Raw genomic sequence first — 23,745 nt, forward strand, 5'->3', positions numbered from 1 at the left:
CCCCTGAGCCACGGGCGGGCAGGCAGGCCGGCGGTAGGTGGGTGGCGGGGTGAGCGGGTGCGCGGGTGCGCGGGGGTCAGCCGACCGAGCCGGCCGGCCAGGGGGAGTAGAGCCAGATCTGGTTGAGGCCGTAGTTGTTGCCCCACTGCTCCACCGGGGTGCCGTCCTCGTAGCTGCCGCCGACGAGGTCGAGGAGCAGGCCGCTGTTGCGGTTGGTGAGCGTGCGGATACCGCTGTGGTGGACGACGGTCTCGTCCCAGGCCTGGTTGGTGCCGCCGTTGCAGGTCCACTGGCCGGCCCGGGTGCCCCAGGTGGTGCTGTAGGCGGGGATCTCCAGGCACTTGCCGCTGTGCACGTTGACGAACTCGTTGCGGTCGGTGCGGACCCACTTCTGGTTGTCGCCGCCGGTGCACGTCCACTGGCGGACGGGGGCGGCGTCGTCGGTGCGCCAGTCGGCGACCTCCAGGCACCTCCCGGTGGCGGCGCTGTTGATCTCGAACGGGGCCGTGGTGGCGGCCCGGGCGGGTGCGGCCGCCACGAGTGCGGTGGGGGCCAGTGCGGTGGCGGTGAGGAGGGCTGCGGAGCCGAGCGGTGCGACGAGGGTGCGGCGGAGCCTGATCACGGCGTCTCCTGCGATGGGTTGGGAGGTGCGGCGGCGGAGCGGGCGGTCCGTCAGTTGTTCAGTTGTTCAGTTGTGCGGTCCGGGCGGGAACGGCTGGTAGTACCAGACCTGGTTGTACCCGGCGTTGAGGCCCCACTGGCCTACCGGCGCGCCGTCGGCGGTGCTCGCCCCGGCCACGTCCAGGTAGAGGCCGCTGTGGGCGTTGGTGAGGTACCGGAGCCCGCTGTGCAGCCGGTTCGCGTCGCTCCAGGCCTGGTTGGTGCCGCCGTTGCAGGTCCACTGGCCGGCCGGGGTGCCCCAGGTGGTGCTGTAGGCGGGGATCTCCAGGCACTTGCCGCTGTGGACGTTGACCAGCTCGTTGCGGTCGGTCCAGTACCACTTCTGGTTGTCGCCGCCGGTGCACGTCCATTGGCGGACCGGGGCACCGTCGTCGGTGCGCCGGTCGGCGACCTCCAGGCACTTGTAGGAGGAGAGGTTCCCGATCACGAAACGGGCGGAGTCCTCGGCCCGGGCGGGGGCGGTGGGGACGGCGACCGCCGCCCCGGTGGCGAGTGCGAGGGTGAGGACGGCGGCGGGGCCGAGGCGGCGGTGGGTGGTGCTGACGCGGGTGGGCATGGCGTTCCTCCTGGTGATGGCGCACGAGGTGGGCGGCTGTGCTGGGGCAGTCGCGGTGGGGAGCCCCGCCGGGCTCCCCACCGTGGCGGGTCGGGGTCGGTACGAGGCGCCCCCCGGGCGGGGTGAGGATCAGGCGCTGGGTCGGGACGGCCGGGGCGGTGCTACAGCCGGGTGGCCGGGTGTGTCACTTGGTTGGACACGCGCCGTTCGAAAAGGTTGCGCGTCGGTCCGGAGAATTGCCGGCCGTCGGCGGGGCGGCGGGCGCGGGTGTCACTCCGTCAGGACCGGGGTGGAGCGCGGGCGGCCGGAGTCGGCCGGCGCGGCGGGACGTTCGGCGCGGCGCAGCGCGCCCGCGCTCAGGACCAGCGCGAAGGCGAGCGCGGTCACCAGGGAGAACGAGACGCTCAGCGAGGTGGCCTGGGCCAGGGTGCCGATGACGGCGGGCGCGACCAGCCCGGAGGTGTAGGTGACGGTCGCGACGCCGGCGATGGCCTGGCTGGCGTTGCTGCCGATCCGGCCGGCCGCCGCGAAGGCCAGCGGGACGATCACCGCGATGCCGACGCCGATCAGGGCGAAGCCGGGGATGGCCGTGGCCGGGCTGTCGGCGACGACCACCAGCAGGCCGCCCACGGTGGCGACCGCGCCGCCGAGCCTGGTCGCCCAGACGGCGCCGAGCCGGCGGATCACCGCGTCGCCGGCCAGCCGGCTGACCGCCATGGTGAGCGCGAACGCCGTGTACGAGGCGGCGGCCAGGGTGGCCGAGGCGCCGGTGACGTCCTTCAGGTAGACCCCGCTCCAGTCCATCGAGGCGCCCTCGGCGAACACCGCGCAGAAGCCGACCAGGCCGATCACCAGCGAGCTGCGCGGCGGCAGGGCGAACCGCGGCGGCGCCTCCGCCTCCGCCGCCGCCCGCAGATCCGGCAGGCCGTGCGAGACCGGCTGCGCGAGGACGGCCAGCACCAGCGCGGTGACGACCAGCTGGAGCCGGGCGTCCAGCTCCAGGTGGGCGGCGAGGATGCCGAGGCCCGAGGCGACCAGACAGCCGACGCTCCACATGCCGTGCAGTCCGGACATGATCGAGCGGCCGAGCCGCTGTTCGATCTCGACGCCCTGCGCGTTCATCGCCACGTCCGCCATGCCGGCGGTCGCGCCGTACACGAAGAGCGCTGCGCACAGGACCGGCAGCGAGGGGGCGAGGACGGGCAGCACCAGGGCCAGGCACCAGACGGTGAGGAGCCCGCGGACGGCGGCCCGCCCGCCGTGCCGGTGGACGACCCGGCCGGCCAGTGGCATGGCGAGGAACGACCCGACGGCGGGCATCACCAGGGCCAGGCCGAGCTGGCCGGGGGAGAGGTGGAGGCGGTCCTGGAGCCACGGGATCCGGGTGACGAAGGTGCCGCCGACGGCGCCGTGGACGGCGAACACCAGGGCGACGGACGTCCTGGCGCGGCGGGGCCGTTGCAGGGTGTCGCCCCGGCCGTCCGGGCCGGGGGTGCCGGGCCGGACGGGCTCCGGCCCGGCGGTGGTGGGTGTGTCGGTCATCCGGTCTTCCCTCCCGGCCGCGTCGGTGCGCGGCGGTCCCCAGTGGGTGGTTCCTGAGTGGTCGGTTCCTGTGGGGCATGTGCCCCGCGCGGCGCCGTTGGTGCGGTCCGCGGTCGTTCGATAAATTATCAGGAAGGGACCCTGATAGAAACACTCTGGAAGGATGCACTCCCATGACCACCGTGCGTACGGCCACGCCGAGCACCGCCCGGGCGATCAACGACCGGCTGGCGCTCAACCTGTTGCTCGAACAGGGACCACTGACCGCGACCGAGCTGCGCGGCCTCACCGGCCTCTCCCGGCCGACCGTGGCCGACCTGCTGGAACGGCTGCAGCACACCGGCCTGGTCGCCGTGGTCGGCGAACGCGGAGAGCAGCGCCGCGGTCCCAACGCCCGGGTCTACGCACTGGTCGCCTCGCGGGCCCACATCGGCGCCGTCGACGTCCGCTCCGGCGGTGCCAGCGTGGTCGTCGCCGACTTCGCCGGGCACGCCCTCGCCACCGCGGAGGTGGCCGTCGAGGGGCGCGGCGACGCGGACACGGCCGACCGGATCGTCCGGTCCCTGCTCGACACCGCCCGGCAGGCCGGCGTCGAACGGCTGCACACCGTGGCCGTCGGCGCGCCCGGACTGGTCGACCCCGCCAGCGGCCGGCTCCACAGCACCGGCGCCCTGCCCGCCTGGCACACCGAACTGCTCACGGCCCTGCGCACGCTGCCCGGCACCGACGTGATCCTGGAGAACGAGGTCAACCTGGCCGGCCGGGCCGAGTACCGGATCGGCGCCGCCCGCGGCCAGGACACCTTCGTGCTGATCTGGCTCGGCCACAGCGTCGGCGCCGCCGTGATCATCGACGGGCGGCTGCGCCGCGGCGCCTCCGGCGGCACCGGCGAGATCTGCTTCCTGCCCGTCCCCGGCACGGACCGGCTGCCCAGCGCCACCGGCTGCGAGGGCGGCTTCCACGGCCTGGTCGGCAGCGCCGCGATCTGCGCGCTGGCCCGCGAGCACGGCCTGCCGGCCGACCCTGCCGACGACGCGGCCGCCGCCGAGGCGGCCGTCCGTGCGGCGCTCGGCGCGCTCGCCGACGGCGGGCCCGGCGGACCGTTCCTGGACCAGCTCGCCGAACGGGTCGCCGTCGGCGCCGCCGCCGTCTGCGTCGTCCTCGACCCGGGCTGCGTCGTCCTCGGCGGCGAGATCGGCCGGGCCGGCGGTGCCGAACTCGCCCGCCGGGTGGAGCGGCGGCTCGCCGGGCTGACCCCGCTGCGCACCGAGGTCCGGGCCGGGACGGCCGGTGGCGGCGCGGTGCTCGCCGGCGCCGTCCTGACCGCCGGTGACGCCGTCCGGCAGGACCTCTTCGGCGAGCCGTGATGCCCGGCGCCGTGGCGCCGTGCCCGGTGCTGCTTCCAGTGCCGCTGCCGGTGGCGCTCCCGGCGCCGCTCGCGGCCTCGTGACGCGCGCGCCGGGCCCGGCGGCCGGGGCGCGGTGGCGTGCCGAAGGCAGTCCGCTTGGCCGGGCGGGTGCCCGGTACGGCAGGATGGCGGCGGGGCCGGGGTCGTGCCCCTTCAGCAGCCCGGTCCGCCGGGCCGCCGATCCACCGAACCACCGTCAGGAGTCGCAGATGAGCCAGTCCGGGGTGCCGGTCAACCCGTACCGGATCGGCGAGGCGGCGGCGATGCTCGGCGTCAGTGCCGACACCATGCGGCGCTGGGTCGACGCCGGCCGGGTCGCCGCCGAGCGGGACGAGCACGGCCACCGGATCATCCCCGGTGCCCAGCTGGCCGCCTTCGCCCGGGAGCTCGCCCGTCCCGAGAACGCCGAGGCCGAGGGGCGGCCCTCCTCGGCGCGCAACCGGTTCCCCGGGATCGTCACCGACGTGGTGCTCGGTGACGTCGCCGCGCAGGTGGAGATCCAGGCGGGGCCGTTCCGGGTGGTCTCGCTGATCAGCCGGGAGTCGGCGGAGGAGCTCAAGCTGGTGCCCGGTGCGCCCGCGACGGCGGTCATCAAGTCGACCAACGTGATGGTCGAACTGCGGTGACGGCCGGACTGCGCCGATTCGTGCGCGCGCCCCGCCCCTTCCGGCCGTGAGCCGCCCCTTCCGGCCGTGACCCACCGACGAGAGGACCGCCACCCGATGCCCCACCCCCCGCTGCCGTCCACCCAGAGCGCCGTCTTCGCGGTCGAGGCGATGGCCGCCCGGCACGGCCGCGAGGTCCGCGCCGCCCACGACATCGGCCGGGACCGGACCTTCGCCGGGCTCGTCGGCGCCGACGGCGACGAACTCGACGCGATACCCCACGAGGCGCTGCTGGAGATCGGCGGCCGGCCCGAGATCGGCGTCCGCCTCTTCGTCCACGACGAGGCGCTGGTCACCGTCGACGGCATCGACTTCGACGTGCCGCGCGACAGCGTGCCCGCCTTCCTCGACGCGCTCTGGAGCGGGCGGGTGCACGTCCGGCAGCGGGCCTTCCCGCCGTCCTGCACGCTGATCGTGACCGTGCCCGGCGAGGCGGCCTACCGGGAGGCCGTCACCATGCTCCACCTGACCCCGTGGCTCGCCGGGCTGGTGGGGCGGTCGAGGTGACCGCCGCCCGGCCCGTGCCCCACCGCCCGGCCGCCGCCCCGCCCGTCGCACGTCCTGCCGTCCTGCCTGCCGCCCCGTCCGCCGCCCCGAGGAACGCCGCCGCCGTGAACGCCGCCCGCCCGCAGCCCGCAGACCGCCGCCCGGTGCTCGCCGTCGCCCACCGCGGCGACCCCTACCGGTACCGCGAGAACACCCTGCCCTCCGTCGAGTCCGCCCTCGCCGCCGGCGCCGACGCCGTCGAGGTCGACGTCCGGCTCACCCGCGACGGCGTGCCCGTCCTGCTCCACGACGCGACCCTCGACCGCCTCTGGGGCGACCCGCGCGAGCTGCGCCGGGTCACCGCGGAGCAGCTGGACGAGCTGCGCGACGGCGACCTCACCGTCCCCACCCTCGCGGAAGCGCTCAAGACCGTGGGCGCCACCCCGGCCGCCCGGCTGCTGATCGACCTGGACGACCCGCACCCCGTCGCGGCCACCTGGGAGACCGTCACCGGTCTCGGGGCGGAGCGCCGGGTGGCCTTCTGCGGCCCCGCCACCGCGATGCTCGCCGTCCGGGCGCTCGCCCCCGACGCCGAGATCGCGCTCACCTGGAAGCAGCCCCGGCTGCCCGTCCGCGCCCTGCTCGACGACCTGCGCCCGCACTACCTCAACCCGCCGTTCGGCCTCGCCACCGCGGAGTTCACGGCCGCCGCGCACGACGCCGGCCTCGCCGTCTCCACCTGGACGGCGGACCTGCGCCGCACCATGCGCCGGCTCCGCGCGGCCGGGGTGGACTCCGTCACCAGCAACCGGATCGCCCTGCTGCGCGCCGTCCTGGACGAGCGGCGGTGACCGGGCCGGCCGTCCTGACACCCCGTGCGCTGGGCCGCGCCCTGCTGGCCCGTCAGCACCTGCTCGCCCGCAGCACCATGACACCCGCCGCGCTGGTCCACCACCTCGGCGGGCTCCAGGCCCAGGCCGTGCCGCAGCCGCCCTACCTCGGGCTGCTCTCCCGGCTGGACGGCTTCTCCGCCGCGCAGCTCACCACGCTCCTCGACGAGCGCGGGGTCGTCCGGATCGCGCTCCAGCGCGGCACCATCCACCTCGTCACCGCCGAGGACTGCCTGACCCTGCGCCCGCTCCTCCAGCCCGTCCTGGACCAGGGCCTGCGCAGCACCTTCGGCAAGCAGCTCGCGGGCCTCGACCTCGACGCGCTCGCCGCCGAGGCCCGGACGCTGCTGGAGGAGCAGCCGCGTACCTTCCAGCAGCTCGGCCCGCTGCTCGCCGCCACCCGCCCCGACCGCGATCCGGCCGCCCTGGCCCAGGGCGCCCGCGGCCTGCTGCCGCTGGTGCAGGTGCCGCCGCGCGGGATCTGGGGCCGCAGCGGCGCCGCCGCGCACACCACCGCCGAGCACTGGCTCGGCCGCCCGCTCGACCCCGAGCCGGTCCTCGACGACCTGGCCCTTCGCTACCTCGCCGCCTTCGGCCCGGCCACCGTCGCCGACCTGCAGAAGTGGTGCGGTCTCAGCCGGCTCGGACCGGTGCTGAAGCGGCTCGCCCCCCGGCTGGTGACCTTCCGGGACGAGCAGGGCCGGCTGCTCCACGACCTGCCGGACGCACCCCGGCCCGACCCGTCGGTGCCGGCGCCCGTCCGGCTGCTGGCGCCCTTCGACAACCTGGTGCTCTCGCACGCCGACCGCACCCGCGTCCTGCCCGAGGAGTACCGGCCGCGGGTGATGACGCAGAACGGTCTCGTGCCCGGCATCCTGCTGGTGGACGGGCTGGTGGCCGGGAGCTGGCAGCTGACGGAGGGCGGCCGGGGCGGGGCGCGGGCGGTGGTGATCCGCCCGTTCGCGCTGCTGCGGCCCGCGGACCGGCAGGCGGCGGAGGCCGAGGCCGCCCGGGTGCTGGCCTTCGCGGCCGACGCGGCGCCGGACGGCGGTGGCACCGGCGGGGGTGCCGGCGGGGGCGCTGCCGGTGACGGCGCTGCCGGTGGGGAGATCCGCTTCGAGGACGCGGCGTAGCGGCCTCGTAGCGGCGTCACAGTCGTACTGCCCGTCGTACTGGCGTGCCGGCGTGCCGTCGACGGGTCGGTCGGTGAGGCCGGCCCGGTCCTGGCGTTCGACCGTCGGGCGGGTGTTCCGGCGTGTCCCCGGCCCGGCGGACTCGATGGGGTGAGCCCCGCCCGTTCCGCCGGGGTGCGGCCGGGGTGCGGTTGCAGAGTGGGGCCGGTGGCCCCGGGCCGGGGGCGTCGGGCCGTCGGCCCGGGCGCGCCAGGACGCGACAAAACGGGCACTTGATCAGATCATCTGCTGAGATGGGGCGAACTGACCGGTCGGCCCAGTCGGAGGTGGACATGTCGGGGGAGCCCCCGTCGGGTGGCGGTCCGGACGACGTCGGCTTCGAACGCCGGACGGACCACCGCCGGCCCTACCTGATGCTGCCGCCGCCGGTGCGCGCGGCCGCCGCCTGGTCGGTGGCCGTCATCGTCCTGATCACCGTCTTCGCGCTCGCGGTCTTCGCCTTCGTCGAGCTGCGCGCCGCCACCGTCCCGGTCCTGCTGGCACTGCTCGGGACGTCCCTGCTCTACCCCGTGATGCCGTGGATGGTCCGGCGCGGCGTCGGCCGCGGCCTGGCCGCCGGGCTCACCTGCGCGCTGCTGGTGGCCGCGGTCGGCGGAGTGATCGCCCTGCTGGTCAACTCGCTGGTGCACAGCGCCCCGCAGATCGCCCAGGCGCTCCAGGAGGCGGGTGACCGGATCGCCGAATGGCTCGGACCCTTCGGCGAGAAGATCCGCCACGCGCTGGACAACGCGCAGGGCGAGACCAACGGCCTCGTCAGCACCCTCACCAACAGCGTGCTCTCCGGCCTCGGCCTGGCCACCCAGATCCTCACCGGCGGCGTGCTGACCCTCGCGCTGGTCTTCTTCTTCCTCCGGGACGGCCATCGCACCCCCGAGGCCGTCCGCTCCTACCTCCCGCCCCGCAGCGCCGAGACGGTCATCGCCTGCGCCGGCCGCGCCTTCGAGGCGATGGCCGGCTTCATGCGGGGGACGACGCTGATCGCGCTGATCGACGCCTTCTTCATCACCGTGGGCCTGCTGCTGCTGAGCGTCCCCGGTGCCCCCGGGCTCGGCGCGCTGGTCTTCATGGGCGCCTACATCCCGTTCATCGGGGCGTTCCTCTCCGGGACGGTGGCCGTGCTGGTCGCGTTGGCCGACGGCGGGTTCGGCACGGCGCTCTGGACGCTGGGCGTGGTGCTCGCCGTCCAGATGATCGAGGGCAACATCCTCCAGCCGGTGATCCAGAGCCGCACCGTCGAGCTGCACCCGGCGACCATCATGGCGGCCGTGGTGGCGGGTGCCGGGATCGCCGGGATCCTCGGTGCGCTGCTCGCCGTCCCGGTCTGCGCGGCCGGCGTCGGCGTCATCTCCGTCCTGCGTGGCGCGCCCGGCCGTGCCAGGCGGGGCGGCCGGGCCGGGGCGGCCGAGCCCGAGCGGTCCGAGGTCAGCGGTAAGTGACCGGGCAGCCGCGGCGCAGCGCGTGCCCGGCGAACCAGGTGACCAGGTCGAGGTTCTGGCAGAACTCGGTCGGCCCGGCGGGTGGTTGGATCAGTTCGGCAGGTTCCGGGCCGCGGCCGGGCGCGTCGGCCGGCGTTGGCCGCGTCGGCGGTGCTGCGCCGTGCTTGTGGTGCGGGTGGGCCTGTGCGAGAGTGTTAATGCGACGCACGTCGCAATAGTGGGGGAGGGTCGATGACGGTCGAGCGGTTCGAGGTGTCGGACGGCCGGGCCGGGCCGTACGGGGTCACGGTCGGACCGGACGGCGCGGTCTGGTTCACGCTGGTGCACGCCGGGGAGATCGGGCGGCTGGCGGCGGACGGGTCGGTGCGGCGGTTCGGGCTCGGGGCGCCCGGATGCGGGCCCTCGGTGATCACAGCGGGGCCGGACGGCGCGCTCTGGTTCGCCCGGATGCGGGACCACCGGATCGGGCGGATCGACGTGGACGGCGGCGAGCGCTCCTTCGCGCTGCCGACGGACGGCGCCGGACCGTACGGGATCACCGCGGGACCGGACGGGGCGCTCTGGTTCACCGAGCTGAACGCCGGCCGGATCGGCCGGATCACGGTGGACGGCGAGGTGACGGAGTATCCGCTGCCGGTGGCGGGCGGCATGCCGTCGATGATCACCGCGGGCCCCGACGGTGCACTCTGGTTCACCCTCAACCAGGCCCATGCCGTCGGCCGGATCACCGTGGACGGCGCGGTCACGGTGCACGGGCTGCCGACCGAGGGGGCGGCGCCGGTCGGCATCGCCGCGGGCGGTGACGGTGCGCTCTGGTGCGTGGAGATCGGCGCCGGGCAGCTCGGCCGGATCGCCGTCGACGGCACGGTGACCGAGTACCCGCTGCCCGACCGGGCCGGCCGGCCGCACGCCGTCGCCGCCGGGCCGCAGGGGCGGCTCTGGTTCACCGAGTGGGCCGGCAACCGGATCGGCTCGCTCACCGCGGACGGCAGCTACCGGGGGTACGACCTGCCGGTCGCCGCCTCGGAGCCGCACGGCATCGCGGTCGGCCCGGACGGCGCCGTGTACGCGGCCCTGGAGATCGGCGAGATCGTCCGCCTGACGCCTGACGCCTGACGCCTGACGCCTGACGCCTGACGCCTGACGCCTGACCCACTGACGTCCGATGCCCGAGGCCCTGGGGCCCTGGCAGTTGCCGGGCGCGGCCCGGGCGCCGTCCTGGCTCGTGGCCCGGCCCGCACGGAATGCCGTTCCCGGGCCGCCCCGGTGAGCCTGTGGCAGGCCGGGCGAGGACACGATTCCGACCGCAAGGTCAATATTTACTTTCCCGGGAATCCTCCGCATAGTGGCAGGCCGCGACCCAGAGGAGGCATTTCTTGTCACGGGGCAACGACAACGCGGCACGCCAGGTGGAGACCGAGCGGGCCGGGGTGTCCGCCATCTGCGGACTGTTCGACGAGCGGCTTTCCCGCACGCGGGTACAGCTGGGGGAGGTGCTCGCAGCCCGGGCCGGGAGCGAGGGGGCGATCTTCGAGCGCGAGCTGGCGGCAAGTCAGCTCGGGCGGGAGCTGAAGCGGTTGGAGGGCGCCGAGGGCGGGCTGGTGTTCGGCCGGATCGACCTGGCCGACGGCACGCTCCTGCGGATCGGGCGGCTGGGGCTCCAGCGGGACGAGGACGAGCTGCCGGTGCTGGTCGACTGGCGGGCCGAGGCGGCGAGGTCCTTCTACGAGGCGACGCCGGTGCACCCGATGGGCCTGCGCCGCCGGCGCCATCTCCGGCTGGAGGGCCGGACGGTCGTCGGGGTCAGCGACGAAGTACTGGACGGCTCCGAGCCCACCGACCAGGACGTGGTGGGTGACGGACCGCTCGCGGCGGCCCTGCGGGCCCGCCGGACGGGGCGGATGGGCTCGGCGGTGGCGACGCTCCAGACCGAGCAGGACGCCATCGTCCGCTCGACACACCGGGGCGTGACGGTCGTTCAGGGCGGCCCGGGCACCGGAAAGACGGTGGTGGCCCTGCACCGGGCGGCGTACGTGCTGTACGCCTTCCCCAAGGCCGCCGAGCGCGGCGTGCTGGTGCTCGGCCCCAACGCCCGGTTCCTGGACTACATCTCGCAGGTGCTGCCCTCGCTCGGCGAGAACGACGTGGAGCTCTCCACCTGCGGGGAGCTCGCCGGCATCCGGGCCGGGGCGGTGGATCCGTACGCGGTGGCGCGGATCAAGGGCGACGCCGCGTGGGTGGACGCGCTGGCCGGGCTGGTCCGGTCCCGGCAGGCGCCGGAGGGCGGGTTCACCGTGCGGGTGGGCCAGGAGTGGATCCGGCTGGACGAGGCGGACGTCGCCCGGGCGCGGAGCAGTGCGCAGTCGAGCGGGCTCGCACACAACCGGGCCCGCCGGCTGTTCCTGGAGCTGCTCGTCGACGCCGTCACGGCCGCGCTGGCCCGCAGCGCCGTCGACGTGCTGGCGGAGATCTACGAGCAGGTCGCCCAGCTGACCGGGGTCGACCTCGACCGGGTCGCGGCGGCGGACCTGCGCAACCTCGGCATGGACGACGAACCCGTCTCCGGCGCCGACGAGTTCGACGCCGACGCGATGCGCGCGGCGCTGCTGGACGACGACCACATGGACCGGTCCGTCGACGAGTTGTGGCCCCGGCTGGTGTCCGCCGACGTCGTCCGGGCCCTGCTGACCGACCAGGCCGCGGCGGCCGAGCACCTCCCCGGGCTCGGCGAGGCCGAGCGTGCCCTGCTGCTCCGCGGGCCCGGCGAGCCGTGGTCGGACGCGGACGTGGCGCTGCTGGACGAGGCGGCGAGCCTGGTCGACGGGCCGCCGGAGCGCACCTTCGGGCACGTCGTCGTCGACGAGGCGCAGGAGCTCACCGCCATGCAGTGGCGGATGGTGCTGCGGCGCTGCCCCGCCCGGTCGATGACGCTGGTCGGCGACTTCGCCCAGGCTGGCGCCGCGACCACCGCGCGCGGCTGGAACGAGGCGCTGGACCCGCACCTCGACCGCCGTTTCGACCTGCGCACCCTCACTGTCAGCTACCGCACCACCCAGGAGATCCTGGCCACCACCACCGCGCTGCTCACCCGGATCGCCCCCGAGCAGCCACCGATCAGCTCCGTCCGCCACGGGGACGAGCCCAGCACCCTTGCCACGACGGCGGACCGGCTCACCGCGGAGCTGCGGCGGGAGCTGCGCGAGCAGGCCGCGGCGCACCCGGGCGAACTGCTCGGCGTGGTCTGCGCCGACGCGGCGGTGGAGGACCTGGCCGCCGCGGGCGTCGGGGAGTACGCCCGCCTGGTGCCCGCCTCGGAGGCGCGCGGCCTGGAGTTCGACACGGCCGTCGTCGTGGACCCGGACGCGATCACCGCCGCCCGGCCGAGCGGGGAACGGGATCTCTACGTCGCCCTCACCCGGGCGACCAAGCGGCTCTGCGTGCTCACCGTCCGGCCGGAGTAGGCGGGCCGGCGCTGCGGGGTGCGTGCGGGGCGCGGGATGCGGGGTGCGGCGTGCGGGGGCGGGGTGCGTGCGGAGGCGCTCAGGCCGTCGGTCGGGCCGGGGGATCGCCGCCGAGCTCGGCGGCCAGCGCGCAGAGCGCGGACCGGTCCGGGCAGCCGGTCTTGGAGAGCAGGTTGGCGAGGTGCTTCTCCACCGTGCGCGGGGAGATGGAGAGCCGCCGGGCCAGTTGCTGGTTGCCGGGGCGGTCGGCGAGCAGCCCGAGCACCTCGTACTCGCGCAGCGTCACCCCGCAGGTGCGCAGCCGGGCCGGGACGGCGTCGCGCCCGCCCCGGTGCTGCGCGACGCTGGCGCCCGCCCGGCGCAGCAGGCCCCGGCAGGCGCCGGCCACCGGCCGGATCCCGGCGCCGTGGAAGTACTCCTCGGCGGCCCGCAGCCAGAGCACCGGCTCGCCCCAGCCGTCGGCGAGCGCGGCCTCGGCGGCGATCCGGAGCGCCAGGTGATGGGCGAGCGGGAACGGCGCGGCCGCCGCGCGGGCCTCGTCGAGGGTCCGGGCGGCGGCGTCCGGGCGCTGCTCGCGACCCAGCAGGACGGCCTCGGCGAAGAGCAGGAACTGCCGGTTCCAGGCGAGTCCGGCGGCCGGGGCCGTGGTGGCGGCCGTGAACTCGGCGCGCGTCCAGGCGCCGTCCACGACCTCCAGCAGCGGGTGCAGGCCGTGCCGGCCGGCCAGGTAGAAGACGCTGGGGTGCTGGAGCTCCCAGGCGAGTCCGGCCGCCAGTTCGGCGCGGGCCCGGGCGCGGTCCTCGGCGAGCAGGGCGCCGACGGCCCGGCAGAGGCCGTGGCGCAGCGGCATCAGGAAGGACTCCTCGCCGCCCGCCTGCTTGAACCGGGCCAGCTCGCGCTCCATCTCGCGGTCCTGGCCGAGGTGTGCGGCGAGGGTGGCGGAGCCGAGCAGCAGGTAGCGGTGCGCGGCGAGGTTGTGCAGCCGCGCGGTGGCGTCGAGACATCGGTCGACGATCTCCCGGGCCGTCCGCCACTCCCCGCGCAGCACCGCGTTCATGGCGAGCAGGCCGTCCAGGGTCTGGGTGAGCACGATGGCCCCGAGCCCGGCGGCGGCCTCCCGGGCGCGGACGAGGCGGGCGCCGTCGCCGGTGCGCATGAAGGCGTTGGCACCGAGCCGCAGCAGTGCCTCGACCCGCCAGACCGGGAGGGCGTGCGCCTCGGCCACCGCCAGCATGCGTTCCAGGCAGGCGTCGGCGTCGTCGAAGCCGCGCTCGCGGGCCAGCAGGGCGAGCAACTGCCAGGCCTGGCAGGCGACGACCGGCAGCCCGGAGTGCTCGGCTACCTCGGCGGCGTGCCGGGCGAGCCGCTCGGTCTCGGCGAGCCGGGCCCGGGCCGGCCGGTGGTCGGCGGGGGCGCTGACGCGCGGATCGGCGGGGGTGTCGGTGCGCGGGTCGGCGGGGGCCTCCGGGCCGGGGAGCAGGGCGAGATGGCCCTCGACCACCACCAGCGCGGCGTCCTGCTCCGGGCGGGGCCGTACGCCGGTGAGGGCGCGGGCCGCGGTGAGCTGGGCTCTCGCCTCGGTGGTCCGTTCGGCCATCACCGCGGCCCAGGCGAGCCGGGTGTGCAGCTCGATCCGGCGGTCGGCGGCGGGCGGGTGCCCGCTCCCGCGCCGGCCGCCGTCCGGCATGCCCCGCGCGGCGGTCGGTGCCCGGCCGGTCAGCGTGGGAGCGGCCGGTGCCGGGGCGACGACCGGCGGAAGCGTCCGGGCCAGCTCGAACGCCCGGTCCAGCCGGCCCGATTCGGCCAGTGCCGGGAGCAACTGCTCGGTGACGGCCGCCCGCCCGGCGTCGTCGGCGAGTTCGTGCGCGCGCTCCAGCAGCACGACCGCCGAACCGGCGGCGCCCGCCTCCAGCACCTGCCGGCCGGCCTCCGCGAAGTGTCCCGCGGCGCCGGCCCGGTCACCGCCGGCCAGCAGCAGCGAGGCGACCAGCTGGCGCCGCTCCTCCCCGAGCTCCGGATCCGCGAGCAGGATCGCCCGGGCCGCGCGGCGGGCCACTGCGGCGCGCTCGGCGGGCGCCATGGTGGCGGTGACGGCGTCGGCGGTGAGGGTGTGCCGGAACGCGTACCGGTCGGGGTCGGCCCCGTCGGGCACGATGACATCGGCCTCCGAGGCCGAGCGGAGGTGGCTGAAAAGCGTCCGGTCGTCGTACCCGGTGATCAACTGGACGGTGGTGACCGAGAACCGGCTGCCCAGCGTGGCGGCGGTCAGCAGGAGTTCGCGCACCGGCGGGTCGAGCTCGGCCATCCGCCGGCCCCAGCTGCGCACGATGGTGCTGGGCACCGCGGTGCCCAGGCCGCCGGCCACCGCCCAGCGGCCGCCGGCCCGGTGCAGCGAGCCGGAGGCCAGCATGTCGGCGAGCAGCTCCTCGACCAGGTAGGGGCAGCCGTCGCCGCGCTCGGCGAGCTGCGCCAGGACGGGCGCCGGCACCTCGGCGACGTCGCTCTCCAGGATCGCGGCGGCCATCGCCCGGACGTCGGCCGCCGGCAGCGGCCCCAGTTCGGCGACGCCGGCGGCCCGCCGCCGCTCGGCCGCCCGGACCAGCTCCAGCGCCGGGCCCGGCTCCGCCCGGAGCGTCCCGACCACCAGGACGGGCAGGCCGGCCAGGTTGTCGACCAGGTACTCCAGCACGGCGAGCGTCTCCGCGTCGGTGTCGTGCAGGTCCTCCAGCAGCAGTACGCAGCCCTGCTCCCGGCCGAGCACGGCGAGCAGCCGCAGCAGCGCCTCGGCGAGTTCGACCACCGTCTCGGGGTATCCGGCCGAGCCGGCCGCGGCGCCGCGCCACTCGGGCACCAGCCGGGCCAGGGCGGGCCGGTAGGGGTCGAGTTCGGGGTCGGCCGGTGCGCCGACGGCCCGGAAGCGCGAGGAGAGTGCCTCGATCAGCGGCCGGAACGGCGTCACCGTCAGCGTGGAGGATCCCCGGCCGCGCAGTACCGGCAGCCCGAACCCGTAGGCCAGGTAGGCGCATTCCGCGGCCAGCCGGGACTTGCCGATCCCGGCCTCGCCGAGCAGGAACACCGCCCGCCCGGCCCGTTGCCGGGAGGCGGCCAGCGCGCTGCCGAGCAGGCCGAGCTCGGCCGCCCGGCCGACGGTGATCGACGATGTGGTGCGCATGGCCGCAGGCTACTTGACGCCCTGTTGGATCTGTAGAGCGGTGAACCGGCCACGAAGCGCACGCCGCGCCACCACGGGCGGCACCGCGCGACCACATGTGCGGGGTGCTGCCCCGGTTCGCCCGGGAGGGCCCGGCGGTCCGCGGAGGCCGGTGCCCGTCCGGTCGGGTCCGGTGGCCCCGGACCGCCACCGGGGCGCTGCCCGGTTCCCGGTGGCGGTCGGCCCGGTCGGGCGCGGTCGCTCCCGCGCGTCGGCCGGGGTGGTGCGGGGGTCACGGCCGGACCGTCGGCGGACCGGCCCACCGGCGGACCGGTTGAGGACGGTACGGCCGGCCGTACGGGGGCGGACCGGGAGTGTCAGACCGGGACGGTCATGGTCGGGAACTCGAAGGGGAACGCTGCGGAGCTGCCGGAGGCGAGCAGGTGGGAGCGCAGGCCCAGGCCGCCGCCGGCCCGCAGGCGGATCTCGCCGGCGGGGTGGTCGGCAGACTCGTCGGGCCGGGTGGTCGCCTGGACCGGGACGAGTGTCAGGTCGGTGTCGTGCATGTGCTCACGTACTCCCATTCGTCATTGAATCGGGTGCTGGCAGAGGTGGAACCCGGACGGGCGGCACTGCCCGCCCGCCGCACCGTACCCGGTCCGGTGGTGCCGTGAACGGTGGTGCGGTCAAAGAGCCGGCGGGCCGAGCAGGAGGGCGGCGGGCACCCGCTCGGGAAAGCCCAGCCGGAGCAGCCCGTGCCCGATCCCGGCCAGGCCGGTGAGCAGGCCCGGATGCGGCACGTGCTCGGGTGTGCCGGAGCGGGGGCCGTTCCGGTCGACGCAGGCCAGCAGCGCGCCGGCCCGGCGCACCCAGGGCGTCCGCCCGTGGGCAGGGCCGTCGCGGCCGAGCAGCTCCAGGACGCCGAGCTCGCCGTGGCAGAGGCTGTGGTCGGGCAGCGGGGCGGCGCGCGCGGTGTTGCGGGCGGCCCGCTGCAGCCAGTCGGTGAGCCGCGGGTCCGCCGTCGCGGCCGGGCTGTCGGCCACGGCGAGCGCGATGCCGGGCCGGCCGCGGCACCAGGACGGCTCGCGGGGCCGGACGGCGGTCGCGGCGTGCAGGGCCGCCAGGCCGGTCCGCCGGTAGGGGCCGCCGGCCGGCTCGCCGACGGCGTGGGCGTAGCGCAGCAGCGCCCACCCGGTGCCGGCGGCGCCGTGCGCGAAGCCGGGCCCGGCGGGCGGCGGCGCCGCGACCAGCCGGGCCGCGCAGCGGGCGGCGGCTTGCAGGGCCTCCGGCCGGCCGGTCGCGGTGTGCACGGCGAGCAGGGCGGCCAGACCGCCGGCGGTGCCGCTGTGCACACCGGTGTCGCTCTCGCGCTCGGCGGCGGCCGCGGTGAGCGCCACCGCCGGGCCGGTCCACTGCCGGATCAGCGGGTCGTCCAGGGTGCGGGCGATCTCGGTGAGCGCGTAGGCGATGCCGCCGAGCCCGGCGAAGGCTCCCGAGCCGACGGCGGCCGGGTGGTCGGGGTGGGTGCCGAGCAGGTCGAGCAGGCCGGGCACGGGCGCGAGTGCCCGGCGGGCCACCTCGGCGTAGCGGTCGGAGCCGGTCAGGGCGGCGAGTTGGGCGAGGAAGAGCGCGGTGCCGGTGTACCCGCCGGCCAGGTCGGCGCCGAGCGGCCGGACCCGCCAGTACCGGTCGGCGAGCAGCTCCAGGCCGAGCCAGTTGGTGCGGTCGCGCCCCCCGTACGCCGCGGCGACCAGCTGGTCCCCGACGCCGCGGGCGGCGGCCAGCAGCCGTTCCGGTTCCGGTGCGGTGGCCCAGACGTTCTCCGCCGCCGGGCGGCCGGGGCGGTGCGCGGGCGTCGCGGCGGCCCCCGCCATCGCGGCCCGGATGATCCACTCCTGGTCCTTGCGGTCGACCCCGCCGAGGCCGGCAAGCTTGGCCTCGGCGCGGGCCAGCCCCGGTTCGGCCAGCTCGCCGGGGAGCCGGCGGCCGTCGGCCGTCCACAGGTCGCGGCTGCCGGGCCGGGTGGTGAACAGCGGGACGTCACCGGCCCGGAGGTCGGTGAGCTCGTGGTCGGCGAGGCCGGGCCGGCCGGGGTCGTCGACGGCGTCGGTGCGCAGCAGCTCCAGGACGGCACCGCGGGCGGCCGCGTCGCGCAGCACGTCCGGGTGGGTCGACTCGTCGAGCAGCCGCGCGTACACCCGGGTGGCCCGCGGCACCACGCGCACCTCGTCCTCCGCGAAGGCCCGCAGCAGGCCGCGCGGGCCGCCGAGCCGGTCGCGGCCGGCGGTGAGCGCGGCGTACCCGGCACGGAACCCGGCCACCAGGGCGTCGGTGTGCGCGGCCGGGTCGACCGGGGCGCCGTGCAGCCGGGGTCGGTTGCGGGCCTCGCCGAACCGGCGGGTGCGGCGCACCAGCCGCATCTCGTCGGTGCCGGCGCCCGCCCAGTCCACGCCCTCCACCGGGGAGGCGGTGCCCCCGCCGCCGCCGAGGCCCGAGACGTCCACCGCGCCGTCGTCGCCGAGCAGCAACTGCGGCAGCAGGCCGACCCGGTGGACCGACTCCTCCAGCGCCCGGGCCGCCGGGTCCGCCGCGGGACCGGCCTGGGCCGGCGGGTGGAACAGCGTCTCCACGTCGACCAGGACGGGGTGCTCGCCGCAGGCGACCACGTTCTCGAAGTGCAGGTCGGTGCCGTCGAGCACGTGCAGCAGGGCCAGCAGCGCGCCCTGGCGCCGGTAGAACCGCTCCACCTCGAAGTGGGTGCGGCACGGCCGGGCCTCGGCGAACTCCGTCCAGCCGTGGCCGCCCCGGTCGAGCAGCCCGAGCACGCGCAGCCGGGGCACGTCGGGCTGTGCGTTGAACCAGCCGACCAGCTCGTTGAAGTGCCGGTGGGCGGCGGGCGGCCGGGGGCGGTGGACGACGGCGGCGCCGTTCGCGAAGTGCAGGACCGCCACGGCCCGGCCCCGGCGGTGCCGGTCGCCGGCCTCGGCGTCCACGGCCACCAGCGGACCGGGGTCGGTGCCGCGCAGCAGGCCGGGGACCAGCAGCGGTCGGTCGGCCGTGAAGCGGACGAGCAGCTCGGCGTAGGCGTCGGCGGCGTCCAGGCAGGCCTGGGCGAGCAGCCGGGCCAGCACCGGGTAGTCGCGCAGCAGGGCGGCGAGGCCCTCCCGGCGCGCGGTGAGGGCGAGGAAGACGCGGAACCGCTCCTGCGGGGTGCCGCCGCTCAGCCGGCCCGCGGACCGTGCGGTGTGCAGCTCCAGGACGAGCGTGCGGGCGGCGATCCGGCTCAGCCGGGTGGCGAGGTGGGCGGTGAAGCCGGCGCAGAGGGCGGGCAGGTCCAGCGGGTTGGCGCGGGCGGGCCGGTCGGACGGTTCGGGCCGGGTGACACCGGCGGCGGTGAGCGCGGCGAGCAGCCGGGCCAGCGCGTGGTCGGCGAACGGCGTCAGGACCAGGGCGAAGCCGGTGAGGTCCGGATAGGCGGCGCGCGGCACCACCGGCCGGTCGGGGGCCGCGGCGACGGCGGCCTCGACGAAGGCGGCCCACTCGGGCGGGCCGGCCGGCCAGGGGCGGCCCGGCGTCAGCGCCGCTGCCCACCACGGGGCGGCCGCACCGGGCGGCCGCAGCCGGGCGGCGCCGGGCAGGCCCTGGGGCGGGACCGGGGTGAGGTACGGGGGCAGGGGCGTCGTGGCCCGGGGCGCAGCGGCTGTCGTGCCGGGTGTCGTGCCGTATGCGGTGCTGCGGGCCGGGGCCGGGTCGGGTGTCACCACCGCGGCCGGACGGTCGCCGTCGCGGGGCGGACGGCTGCCGGGCATCGGAGGGTGCGGCGTCGTGGTGGCCTGGGCGGATGCCGGTGCTACCGGGCCCTGATCCGGTGCGCCACCCCCGTCGGGGCGCGCTCTGCGCACGGCGTCCACTTCTGCCACCACCGCACCTCCGATGCCGGGAGAGGACCGCGCTGCCGTCGAAGACGCCGCCCTCGGGGTTGATCCTTGTCCTGTCGTGCCCACCGGGGCATGGGGGACCGGCCCCCATCTTTGTGACGGCCGTCCCGCATGATCCGGGGGAGTGCGGCCGACGGCCGGCGTGCGCCGGGCCGGGTGCGGCCCCGATCATCGCATGTTCGCGGGGTCCGCGGGGCCGCGGGAGGGCGGAGATCGAACGGCGCTGCGGACCACCGGGGCTGACCACCCGGCAGGTCGGGCGGGCCGAGTCGCTGCCGGGGCCGCCGTGGGGCCGTCGTGGAGCCCTCCCAGGGCCGCCGTGGGGCCGCCGTGGGGGCGGTCGTGGGGCCCGGGTGCAGGGGTCGGCCGGCGGGCGTCGATGGGGCCGTTCGGCCCTTCCCGCTCCGCGAGCGGCGGAGGGATCGTGATCGGCGCGCGGGTGTGTACGCGGGCCTCGCCGGGGGCAGGCGTGGCAGGGCGTGGAAGTACCCGGAAGTGCAACGGCGAGGCGGGACAGGAGAGGCCTGGGATGGGCGAGTTGGTCACGGTGCAGGTGTGCGAGGGGATGTCGCGGGGCGTCGCGGTCGATGCCGGAGCCCGGATCGCGGCCGCGATACAGGGGGCCGACGCCCTGGTCGAGTCGCTGCGGGTCCGGGTCGGGCTGGTCGGCGCGGCGACCGTCCTGGCCCAGGTCAATGCCGAGGTCGACGGGCGGCGGATCCGCGTCCAGGAGGCTGCTGCCGACCTCGGCGAGGCGTTGGACCGGCTCGCGGACGGGCTGCGCGCCCGGGTCGCCGCCGTCACCGCCGGCTGGGCTCCCCGGCCGTGGCCCCGCCGGCCGCGCGGCCGCGTCCTCCTGGCCGGCGTTCCCGCGCAGGGGCGCGGCCTGCCGGTGCAGGGCCGGAGCCTCCCGGTGCAGGGCGCGGTCCCGGACGGCCGGGGCGCCGGCCCGGTCGCGGTGGCGCGGGGCGGGGAGTGGCGCGCCGACCGTACGGCAGTGGCCGTCGGTGCCGCCCGGACGGTGGCGCACCCGTGCACCGAAGTCCCCTGGGCCGAGACGCCGCAGCGGATCGCCCGGCGCAAGTGGGCCACGCCGGTCTGGTGCTCGCCCGACGCGGCGGCCCGGACCATGGACGCGATGGACTTCGACATCCACCTGTTCACCGACCCGGCCACCGAGACGGACGCGGTGGTCTACCGGGTCGGCCCGACCGGCTACCGGCTCGCCCGCACCGCGGCCGCCGGGCCGCCCACGTGCCCGGCCGTCCCGCTCACGCTCCACCCGTGCGGGGCGCCGGAGCTCACGGAGGGCCAGGCCGTCGAGCGGCTCTCCGCGGCCGATCTGCCGTTCCTCTTCTTCGCCCAGCCGGGGACGCACCGCGGCCGGGTGCTCTACCGGCGCTTCGACGGCCGGCTCGGACTGATCGCGGCCGTCTCGTGAACGACGAGGCGGTGCGCCGCCGGCTGCGCGCGCTGCGCCGTCCGCCGAGCCCGCCCGGTGCGCCCGGTGCGGCCGGGCGCCCGCCCGCCGCGCCGCCGCCGCGCCACCTGGTGCCGGTCGAACGGGGAGAGGCCCTGCGGCTGTTGGGCAGTGCGTCGTTCGGCCGGGTGGTGTTCACCGCCCGGGCGCTGCCGGCCATCCGCCCGGTCAACCACCTGCTGGTGGACGACACCGTGGTGATCCGCACTCACGACGGCGCCGCGCTCACCGCGGCGGCGCTCGGGGCCGACGCGGCCGGTGTGGTGGTCGCCTACGAGGCGGATGCGATCGACCCGCTCACCCACCTCGGCTGGAGCGTGGTGGTCACCGGCTATGCCCGGCCGGTCACCGACCCCGGCCAGCTGGCCCGCTACCGCGCGCTGTTGCGCCCCTGGGTGGCGGCTGGCACGGATCACACGGTGGCGATCCAGCCCGACCTGGTGACCGGCTACCGCCTCACCGCGGGCGCGCACCGGTAGCGCTCAGGACGGGGCGCCGGGCGCGGCCCCCGGGGCAGCGGTACGGCCACCCCGGGGCCCGCACCCGGCGCGTCCGCTACCGGCCGCCGTCCGGCCGCGCCCCACGGAGCCCGTTCGCCGCGCGGTCGTGGGCGGCGACGCCGTCCGCGAGCGGGCCGAAGAGCCGGCCCCAGGTGCCGGGCGCCCGCTGCACCGCCGAGGTGAGGTGGTGGCTGCGCCGACAGCGACCGGCCCGAGTGCACCGACGCGCCCCCGGGCCGAGTGCCACCCCCACCGACGCGCCCCGGGCGGAGGTCCCTGCGCGGGGCCGCGGACCGAGGCCCACCGGCCCGGGGCGGCTGGGTCCAACGGCCCTGGGGCGCAAGGGCGTCGAGTTCCGATCATGGATCGCCATCCCATCGCAGTAGTTCCGAAGGAGTGCGTCCTTGAGCGCCATCGAGGCAACGGGCGACAGCGCGCCGCCGCCGTCGTCCGCCGTCCGGACGGGAGGAGTCCCGGTCCGCCGGCCCGGCTCGGCCCTGGTCCGGCTGCTGACGACCACCGACCACAAGACGATCGGCTCCATGTACCTGGTGTCGGCGTTCGGGTTCTTCCTGATCGGCGGCGTCCTGGCGCTGGTCATGCGTGCCGAACTGGCCCGCCCGGGGACGCAGATCCTCTCCAACGAGCAGTTCAACCAGGCCTTCACCATGCACGGTTCGGTGATGCTGCTGCTGTTCGCGATGCCGCTGTTCACCGGCTTCGCCAACTGGATCATGCCGTTGCAGATCGGCGCGCCGGACGTGGCCTTCCCGCGGCTGAACATGCTGGCCTTCTGGTTGTTCATGTTCGGTTCGCTGATCGCCGCGGCCGGTTTCGCGACCCCGCAGGGGGCTGCCGACTTCGGCTGGTTCCTCTACGCGCCGCTCTCCGACGCGATCCACTCGCCCGGGGTCGGCGCCGACATGTGGATCATGGGCGTCACGCTCTCCGGCTTCGGCAGCATCCTGGGCGCGGTCAACTTCATCACCACCATCGTCTGTATGCGCGCCCCGGGGCTGACCATGTTCCGGATGTCCATCTTCTGCTGGAACGTGCTGCTCACCTCCGTCCTGGTGCTGATGGTCTTCCCGGTCCTGGCCGCCGCGCTGCTGGCGCTGGAGTGCGACCGCAAGTTCGGCTCGCACGTCTTCGACCCGGCCAACGGCGGGGCGATGCTCTGGCAGCACCTGTTCTGGTTCTTCGGCCATCCCGAGGTCTACATCCTCGCCCTGCCGTTCTTCGGGATCGTCTCGGAGGTGATCCCGGTCTTCTCCCGCAAGCCGATGTTCGGCTACGCGGGCCTGATCGCCGCCACCGTCGCGATCGCCGGCCTCTCCGTCACCGTCTGGGCGCACCACATGTACGTGACCGGGCAGGTGCTGCTGCCCTTCTTCGCCTTCATGACCTTCCTGATCGCCGTGCCCACCGGCGTCAAGTTCTTCAACTGGGTCGGCACCATGTGGAAGGGCTCGCTCAGCTTCGAGACCCCGATGCTCTGGACGGTGGGCTTCCTGGTCACCTTCCTGTTCGGCGGCCTGACGGGCGTGCTGCTGGCCGCGCCGGTGATCGACTTCCACGTCTCCGACTCGTACTTCGTCGTCGCGCACTTCCACTACACGCTGTTCGGCACCGTGGTGTACGCGATGATGGCGGGCTTCCACTTCTGGTGGCCGAAGATGACCGGCAGGATGCTGGACGAACGCCTCGGCCGGATCAGCTTCTGGACGCTCACCGTCGGCTTCCACACCACCTTCCTCGTCCAGCACTGGCTGGGGGCCGAGGGCATGCCCCGCCGCTACGCCGACTACCTGGCCGCGGACGGCTTCACCGTGCTCAACACGGTCTCCACCCTCGGCTCGTTCCTGCTCGGCCTCTCGATCCTGCCCTTCCTGTACAACGTCTGGAAGACCGCCAAGTACGGCGAGAAGGTCGGGACCGACGACCCGTGGGGCTACGGCCGTTCGCTGGAGTGGGCCACCTCCTGCCCGCCGCCGCGGCACAACTTCGTCACCCTGCCGCGGATCCGCTCGGAGTCCCCGGCGTTCGACCTGCACCACCCGGAGATCGCGGCCCGCGACCACCTGGACCACAACGGCGAGCCGGCCAAGCACCTGGCCGGCGTCGTCCCGGCCGCGTACGACCTGCCGGCGCCGCGGGCGCGGTGGGCGCGGCGGGCCCCCGAGGCACGGCCGTCGGACCCGCCGGGGCCGGCCGCCGGGGAGCCCCGGCCGCCGGCGAGGCCCGGGAGCTGACGGGCGCTCCCGTCGGTCCCGCCCGTCCTGCCTGCCCCACCTGCCCCACCTGTCCCGCCCCCGCGTTCTGCCGGTCCGATCCCGGGGCCGGGCCGCCGGCGCCGGG

General features: G+C 76.4%; 17 protein-coding genes and 1 pseudogene. 11 read left to right on the forward strand and 7 right to left on the reverse strand.

The genetic code is table 11. The features are described from left to right. Positions 1-76: 76 nt before the first annotated feature. The 3 genes from OH807_RS36950 to OH807_RS36960 form a co-directional block, all read right to left on the reverse strand. Positions 77-622 carry an RICIN domain-containing protein gene (locus tag OH807_RS36950; RefSeq protein WP_406208449.1) on the reverse strand — a complete coding sequence of 182 codons (546 nt, stop codon included), beginning with the start codon at positions 620-622 and terminating at the stop codon, positions 77-79. Positions 623-688: 66 nt separating this feature from the next. Continuing rightward, a complete protein-coding gene (locus OH807_RS36955) occupies positions 689-1,237 on the reverse strand; it encodes an RICIN domain-containing protein (protein WP_406208451.1) in 549 nt (182 codons plus the stop codon). Positions 1,238-1,507: 270 nt separating this feature from the next. Continuing rightward, complete coding sequence (locus tag OH807_RS36960) at positions 1,508-2,779, reverse strand: MFS transporter (RefSeq protein WP_406208454.1); 1,272 nt, start codon at positions 2,777-2,779, stop codon at positions 1,508-1,510. A gap of 173 nt (positions 2,780-2,952) precedes the next feature. On the opposite strand from OH807_RS36960, the gene OH807_RS36965 reads away from it, so the two are divergent. From OH807_RS36965 to OH807_RS36990, 6 genes are all read left to right on the forward strand, one after another. Further along, a complete protein-coding gene (locus OH807_RS36965; RefSeq protein WP_406208457.1) occupies positions 2,953-4,146 on the forward strand; it encodes an ROK family transcriptional regulator in 1,194 nt (397 codons plus the stop codon). Positions 4,147-4,396: 250 nt separating this feature from the next. Beyond that, positions 4,397-4,813, forward strand: a complete 417-nt coding sequence (locus OH807_RS36970) for a molybdopterin-binding protein (protein WP_406208459.1) — start codon at positions 4,397-4,399, stop codon at positions 4,811-4,813. A 96-nt stretch (positions 4,814-4,909) separates the two neighbouring features. Beyond that, entirely contained in the window at positions 4,910-5,359 is a 450-nt protein-coding gene (locus tag OH807_RS36975) for a hypothetical protein (RefSeq protein WP_406208462.1), read from the forward strand. 104 nt (positions 5,360-5,463) lie between these two features. Continuing rightward, positions 5,464-6,189, forward strand: coding sequence for a glycerophosphodiester phosphodiesterase (locus OH807_RS36980; RefSeq protein ID WP_406208465.1), 726 nt, complete (start codon positions 5,464-5,466; stop codon positions 6,187-6,189). After that, positions 6,186-7,361, forward strand: coding sequence for a winged helix DNA-binding domain-containing protein (locus OH807_RS36985; protein WP_406208468.1), 1,176 nt, complete (start codon positions 6,186-6,188; stop codon positions 7,359-7,361). Before OH807_RS36980 ends, OH807_RS36985 begins: the two co-directional genes overlap by 4 nt. A gap of 293 nt (positions 7,362-7,654) precedes the next feature. Next, positions 7,655-8,857, forward strand: a complete 1,203-nt coding sequence (locus OH807_RS36990; RefSeq protein ID WP_406208471.1) for an AI-2E family transporter — start codon at positions 7,655-7,657, stop codon at positions 8,855-8,857. Here OH807_RS36990 and OH807_RS36995 read toward each other — a convergent pair. Continuing rightward, a complete protein-coding gene (locus OH807_RS36995) occupies positions 8,844-9,065 on the reverse strand; it encodes a hypothetical protein (RefSeq protein WP_406208474.1) in 222 nt (73 codons plus the stop codon). The genes OH807_RS36990 and OH807_RS36995 overlap by 14 nt on opposite strands. A gap of 23 nt (positions 9,066-9,088) precedes the next feature. On the opposite strand from OH807_RS36995, the gene OH807_RS37000 reads away from it, so the two are divergent. Beyond that, positions 9,089-9,973: a virginiamycin B lyase gene (locus OH807_RS37000; RefSeq protein ID WP_406208476.1), complete on the forward strand. Its 885-nt coding sequence runs from the start codon at positions 9,089-9,091 to the stop codon at positions 9,971-9,973. A gap of 260 nt (positions 9,974-10,233) precedes the next feature. Continuing rightward, the gene (locus OH807_RS37005; RefSeq protein WP_406208479.1) at positions 10,234-12,318 is read left to right on the forward strand and encodes a HelD family protein; all 2,085 of its coding nucleotides are present in this window, start codon (positions 10,234-10,236) and stop codon (positions 12,316-12,318) included. A 79-nt stretch (positions 12,319-12,397) separates the two neighbouring features. On the opposite strand, the gene OH807_RS37010 is transcribed toward OH807_RS37005, so the two are convergent. From OH807_RS37010 to OH807_RS37020, 3 genes are all read right to left on the reverse strand, one after another. After that, on the reverse strand, positions 12,398-15,490 hold the full coding sequence (locus tag OH807_RS37010) for an AAA family ATPase (RefSeq protein WP_406208481.1): 3,093 nt from the start codon (positions 15,488-15,490) through the stop codon (positions 12,398-12,400). 356 nt (positions 15,491-15,846) lie between these two features. After that, positions 15,847-16,035 carry a hypothetical protein gene (locus OH807_RS37015; RefSeq protein WP_406208484.1) on the reverse strand — a complete coding sequence of 63 codons (189 nt, stop codon included), beginning with the start codon at positions 16,033-16,035 and terminating at the stop codon, positions 15,847-15,849. Positions 16,036-16,155: 120 nt separating this feature from the next. Then, positions 16,156-19,278 carry a type 2 lanthipeptide synthetase LanM family protein gene (locus tag OH807_RS37020; protein WP_406208486.1) on the reverse strand — a complete coding sequence of 1,041 codons (3,123 nt, stop codon included), beginning with the start codon at positions 19,276-19,278 and terminating at the stop codon, positions 16,156-16,158. Positions 19,279-19,936: 658 nt separating this feature from the next. On the opposite strand from OH807_RS37020, the gene OH807_RS37025 reads away from it, so the two are divergent. The 3 genes and pseudogenes from OH807_RS37025 to ctaD all read left to right on the forward strand — a co-directional run. Then, a complete protein-coding gene (locus tag OH807_RS37025) occupies positions 19,937-20,848 on the forward strand; it encodes a sigma 54 modulation/S30EA ribosomal C-terminal domain-containing protein (protein ID WP_406208489.1) in 912 nt (303 codons plus the stop codon). A gap of 107 nt (positions 20,849-20,955) precedes the next feature. After that, positions 20,956-21,366 carry a pyridoxamine 5'-phosphate oxidase family protein gene (locus tag OH807_RS37030; RefSeq protein WP_406211388.1) on the forward strand — a complete coding sequence of 137 codons (411 nt, stop codon included), beginning with the start codon at positions 20,956-20,958 and terminating at the stop codon, positions 21,364-21,366. Positions 21,367-21,800: 434 nt separating this feature from the next. Further along, a pseudogene (ctaD, locus tag OH807_RS37035) lies at positions 21,801-23,474 on the forward strand (cytochrome c oxidase subunit I); the annotation flags it as partial. Positions 23,475-23,745 lie beyond the last annotated feature (271 nt).

Origin of the sequence: Kitasatospora sp. NBC_01560 (genome assembly GCF_045208415.1) — a bacterium.
Taxonomy (GTDB): Bacteria; Actinomycetota; Actinomycetes; order Streptomycetales; family Streptomycetaceae; genus Kitasatospora.

Excerpts from the sequence above, each read along its gene's own strand:
- OH807_RS37010 (WP_406208481.1), bottom strand. The coding sequence starts at position 15,490 with ATGCGCACCACATCGTCGATCACCGTCGGCCGGGCGGCCGAGCTCGGC.
- OH807_RS36960 (WP_406208454.1), bottom strand. The coding sequence starts at position 2,779 with ATGACCGACACACCCACCACCGCCGGGCCGGAGCCCGTCCGGCCCGGC.
- OH807_RS37000 (WP_406208476.1), top strand. The coding sequence starts at position 9,089 with ATGACGGTCGAGCGGTTCGAGGTGTCGGACGGCCGGGCCGGGCCGTAC.
- OH807_RS36990 (WP_406208471.1), top strand. The coding sequence starts at position 7,655 with ATGGGGCGAACTGACCGGTCGGCCCAGTCGGAGGTGGACATGTCGGGG.
- OH807_RS36975 (WP_406208462.1), top strand. The coding sequence starts at position 4,910 with ATGCCCCACCCCCCGCTGCCGTCCACCCAGAGCGCCGTCTTCGCGGTC.
- OH807_RS36965 (WP_406208457.1), top strand. The coding sequence starts at position 2,953 with ATGACCACCGTGCGTACGGCCACGCCGAGCACCGCCCGGGCGATCAAC.
- OH807_RS37020 (WP_406208486.1), bottom strand. The coding sequence starts at position 19,278 with ATGCCCGGCAGCCGTCCGCCCCGCGACGGCGACCGTCCGGCCGCGGTG.
- OH807_RS36970 (WP_406208459.1), top strand. The coding sequence starts at position 4,397 with ATGAGCCAGTCCGGGGTGCCGGTCAACCCGTACCGGATCGGCGAGGCG.
- OH807_RS36955 (WP_406208451.1), bottom strand. The coding sequence starts at position 1,237 with ATGCCCACCCGCGTCAGCACCACCCACCGCCGCCTCGGCCCCGCCGCC.
- OH807_RS37025 (WP_406208489.1), top strand. The coding sequence starts at position 19,937 with ATGGGCGAGTTGGTCACGGTGCAGGTGTGCGAGGGGATGTCGCGGGGC.
- OH807_RS37015 (WP_406208484.1), bottom strand. The coding sequence starts at position 16,035 with ATGCACGACACCGACCTGACACTCGTCCCGGTCCAGGCGACCACCCGG.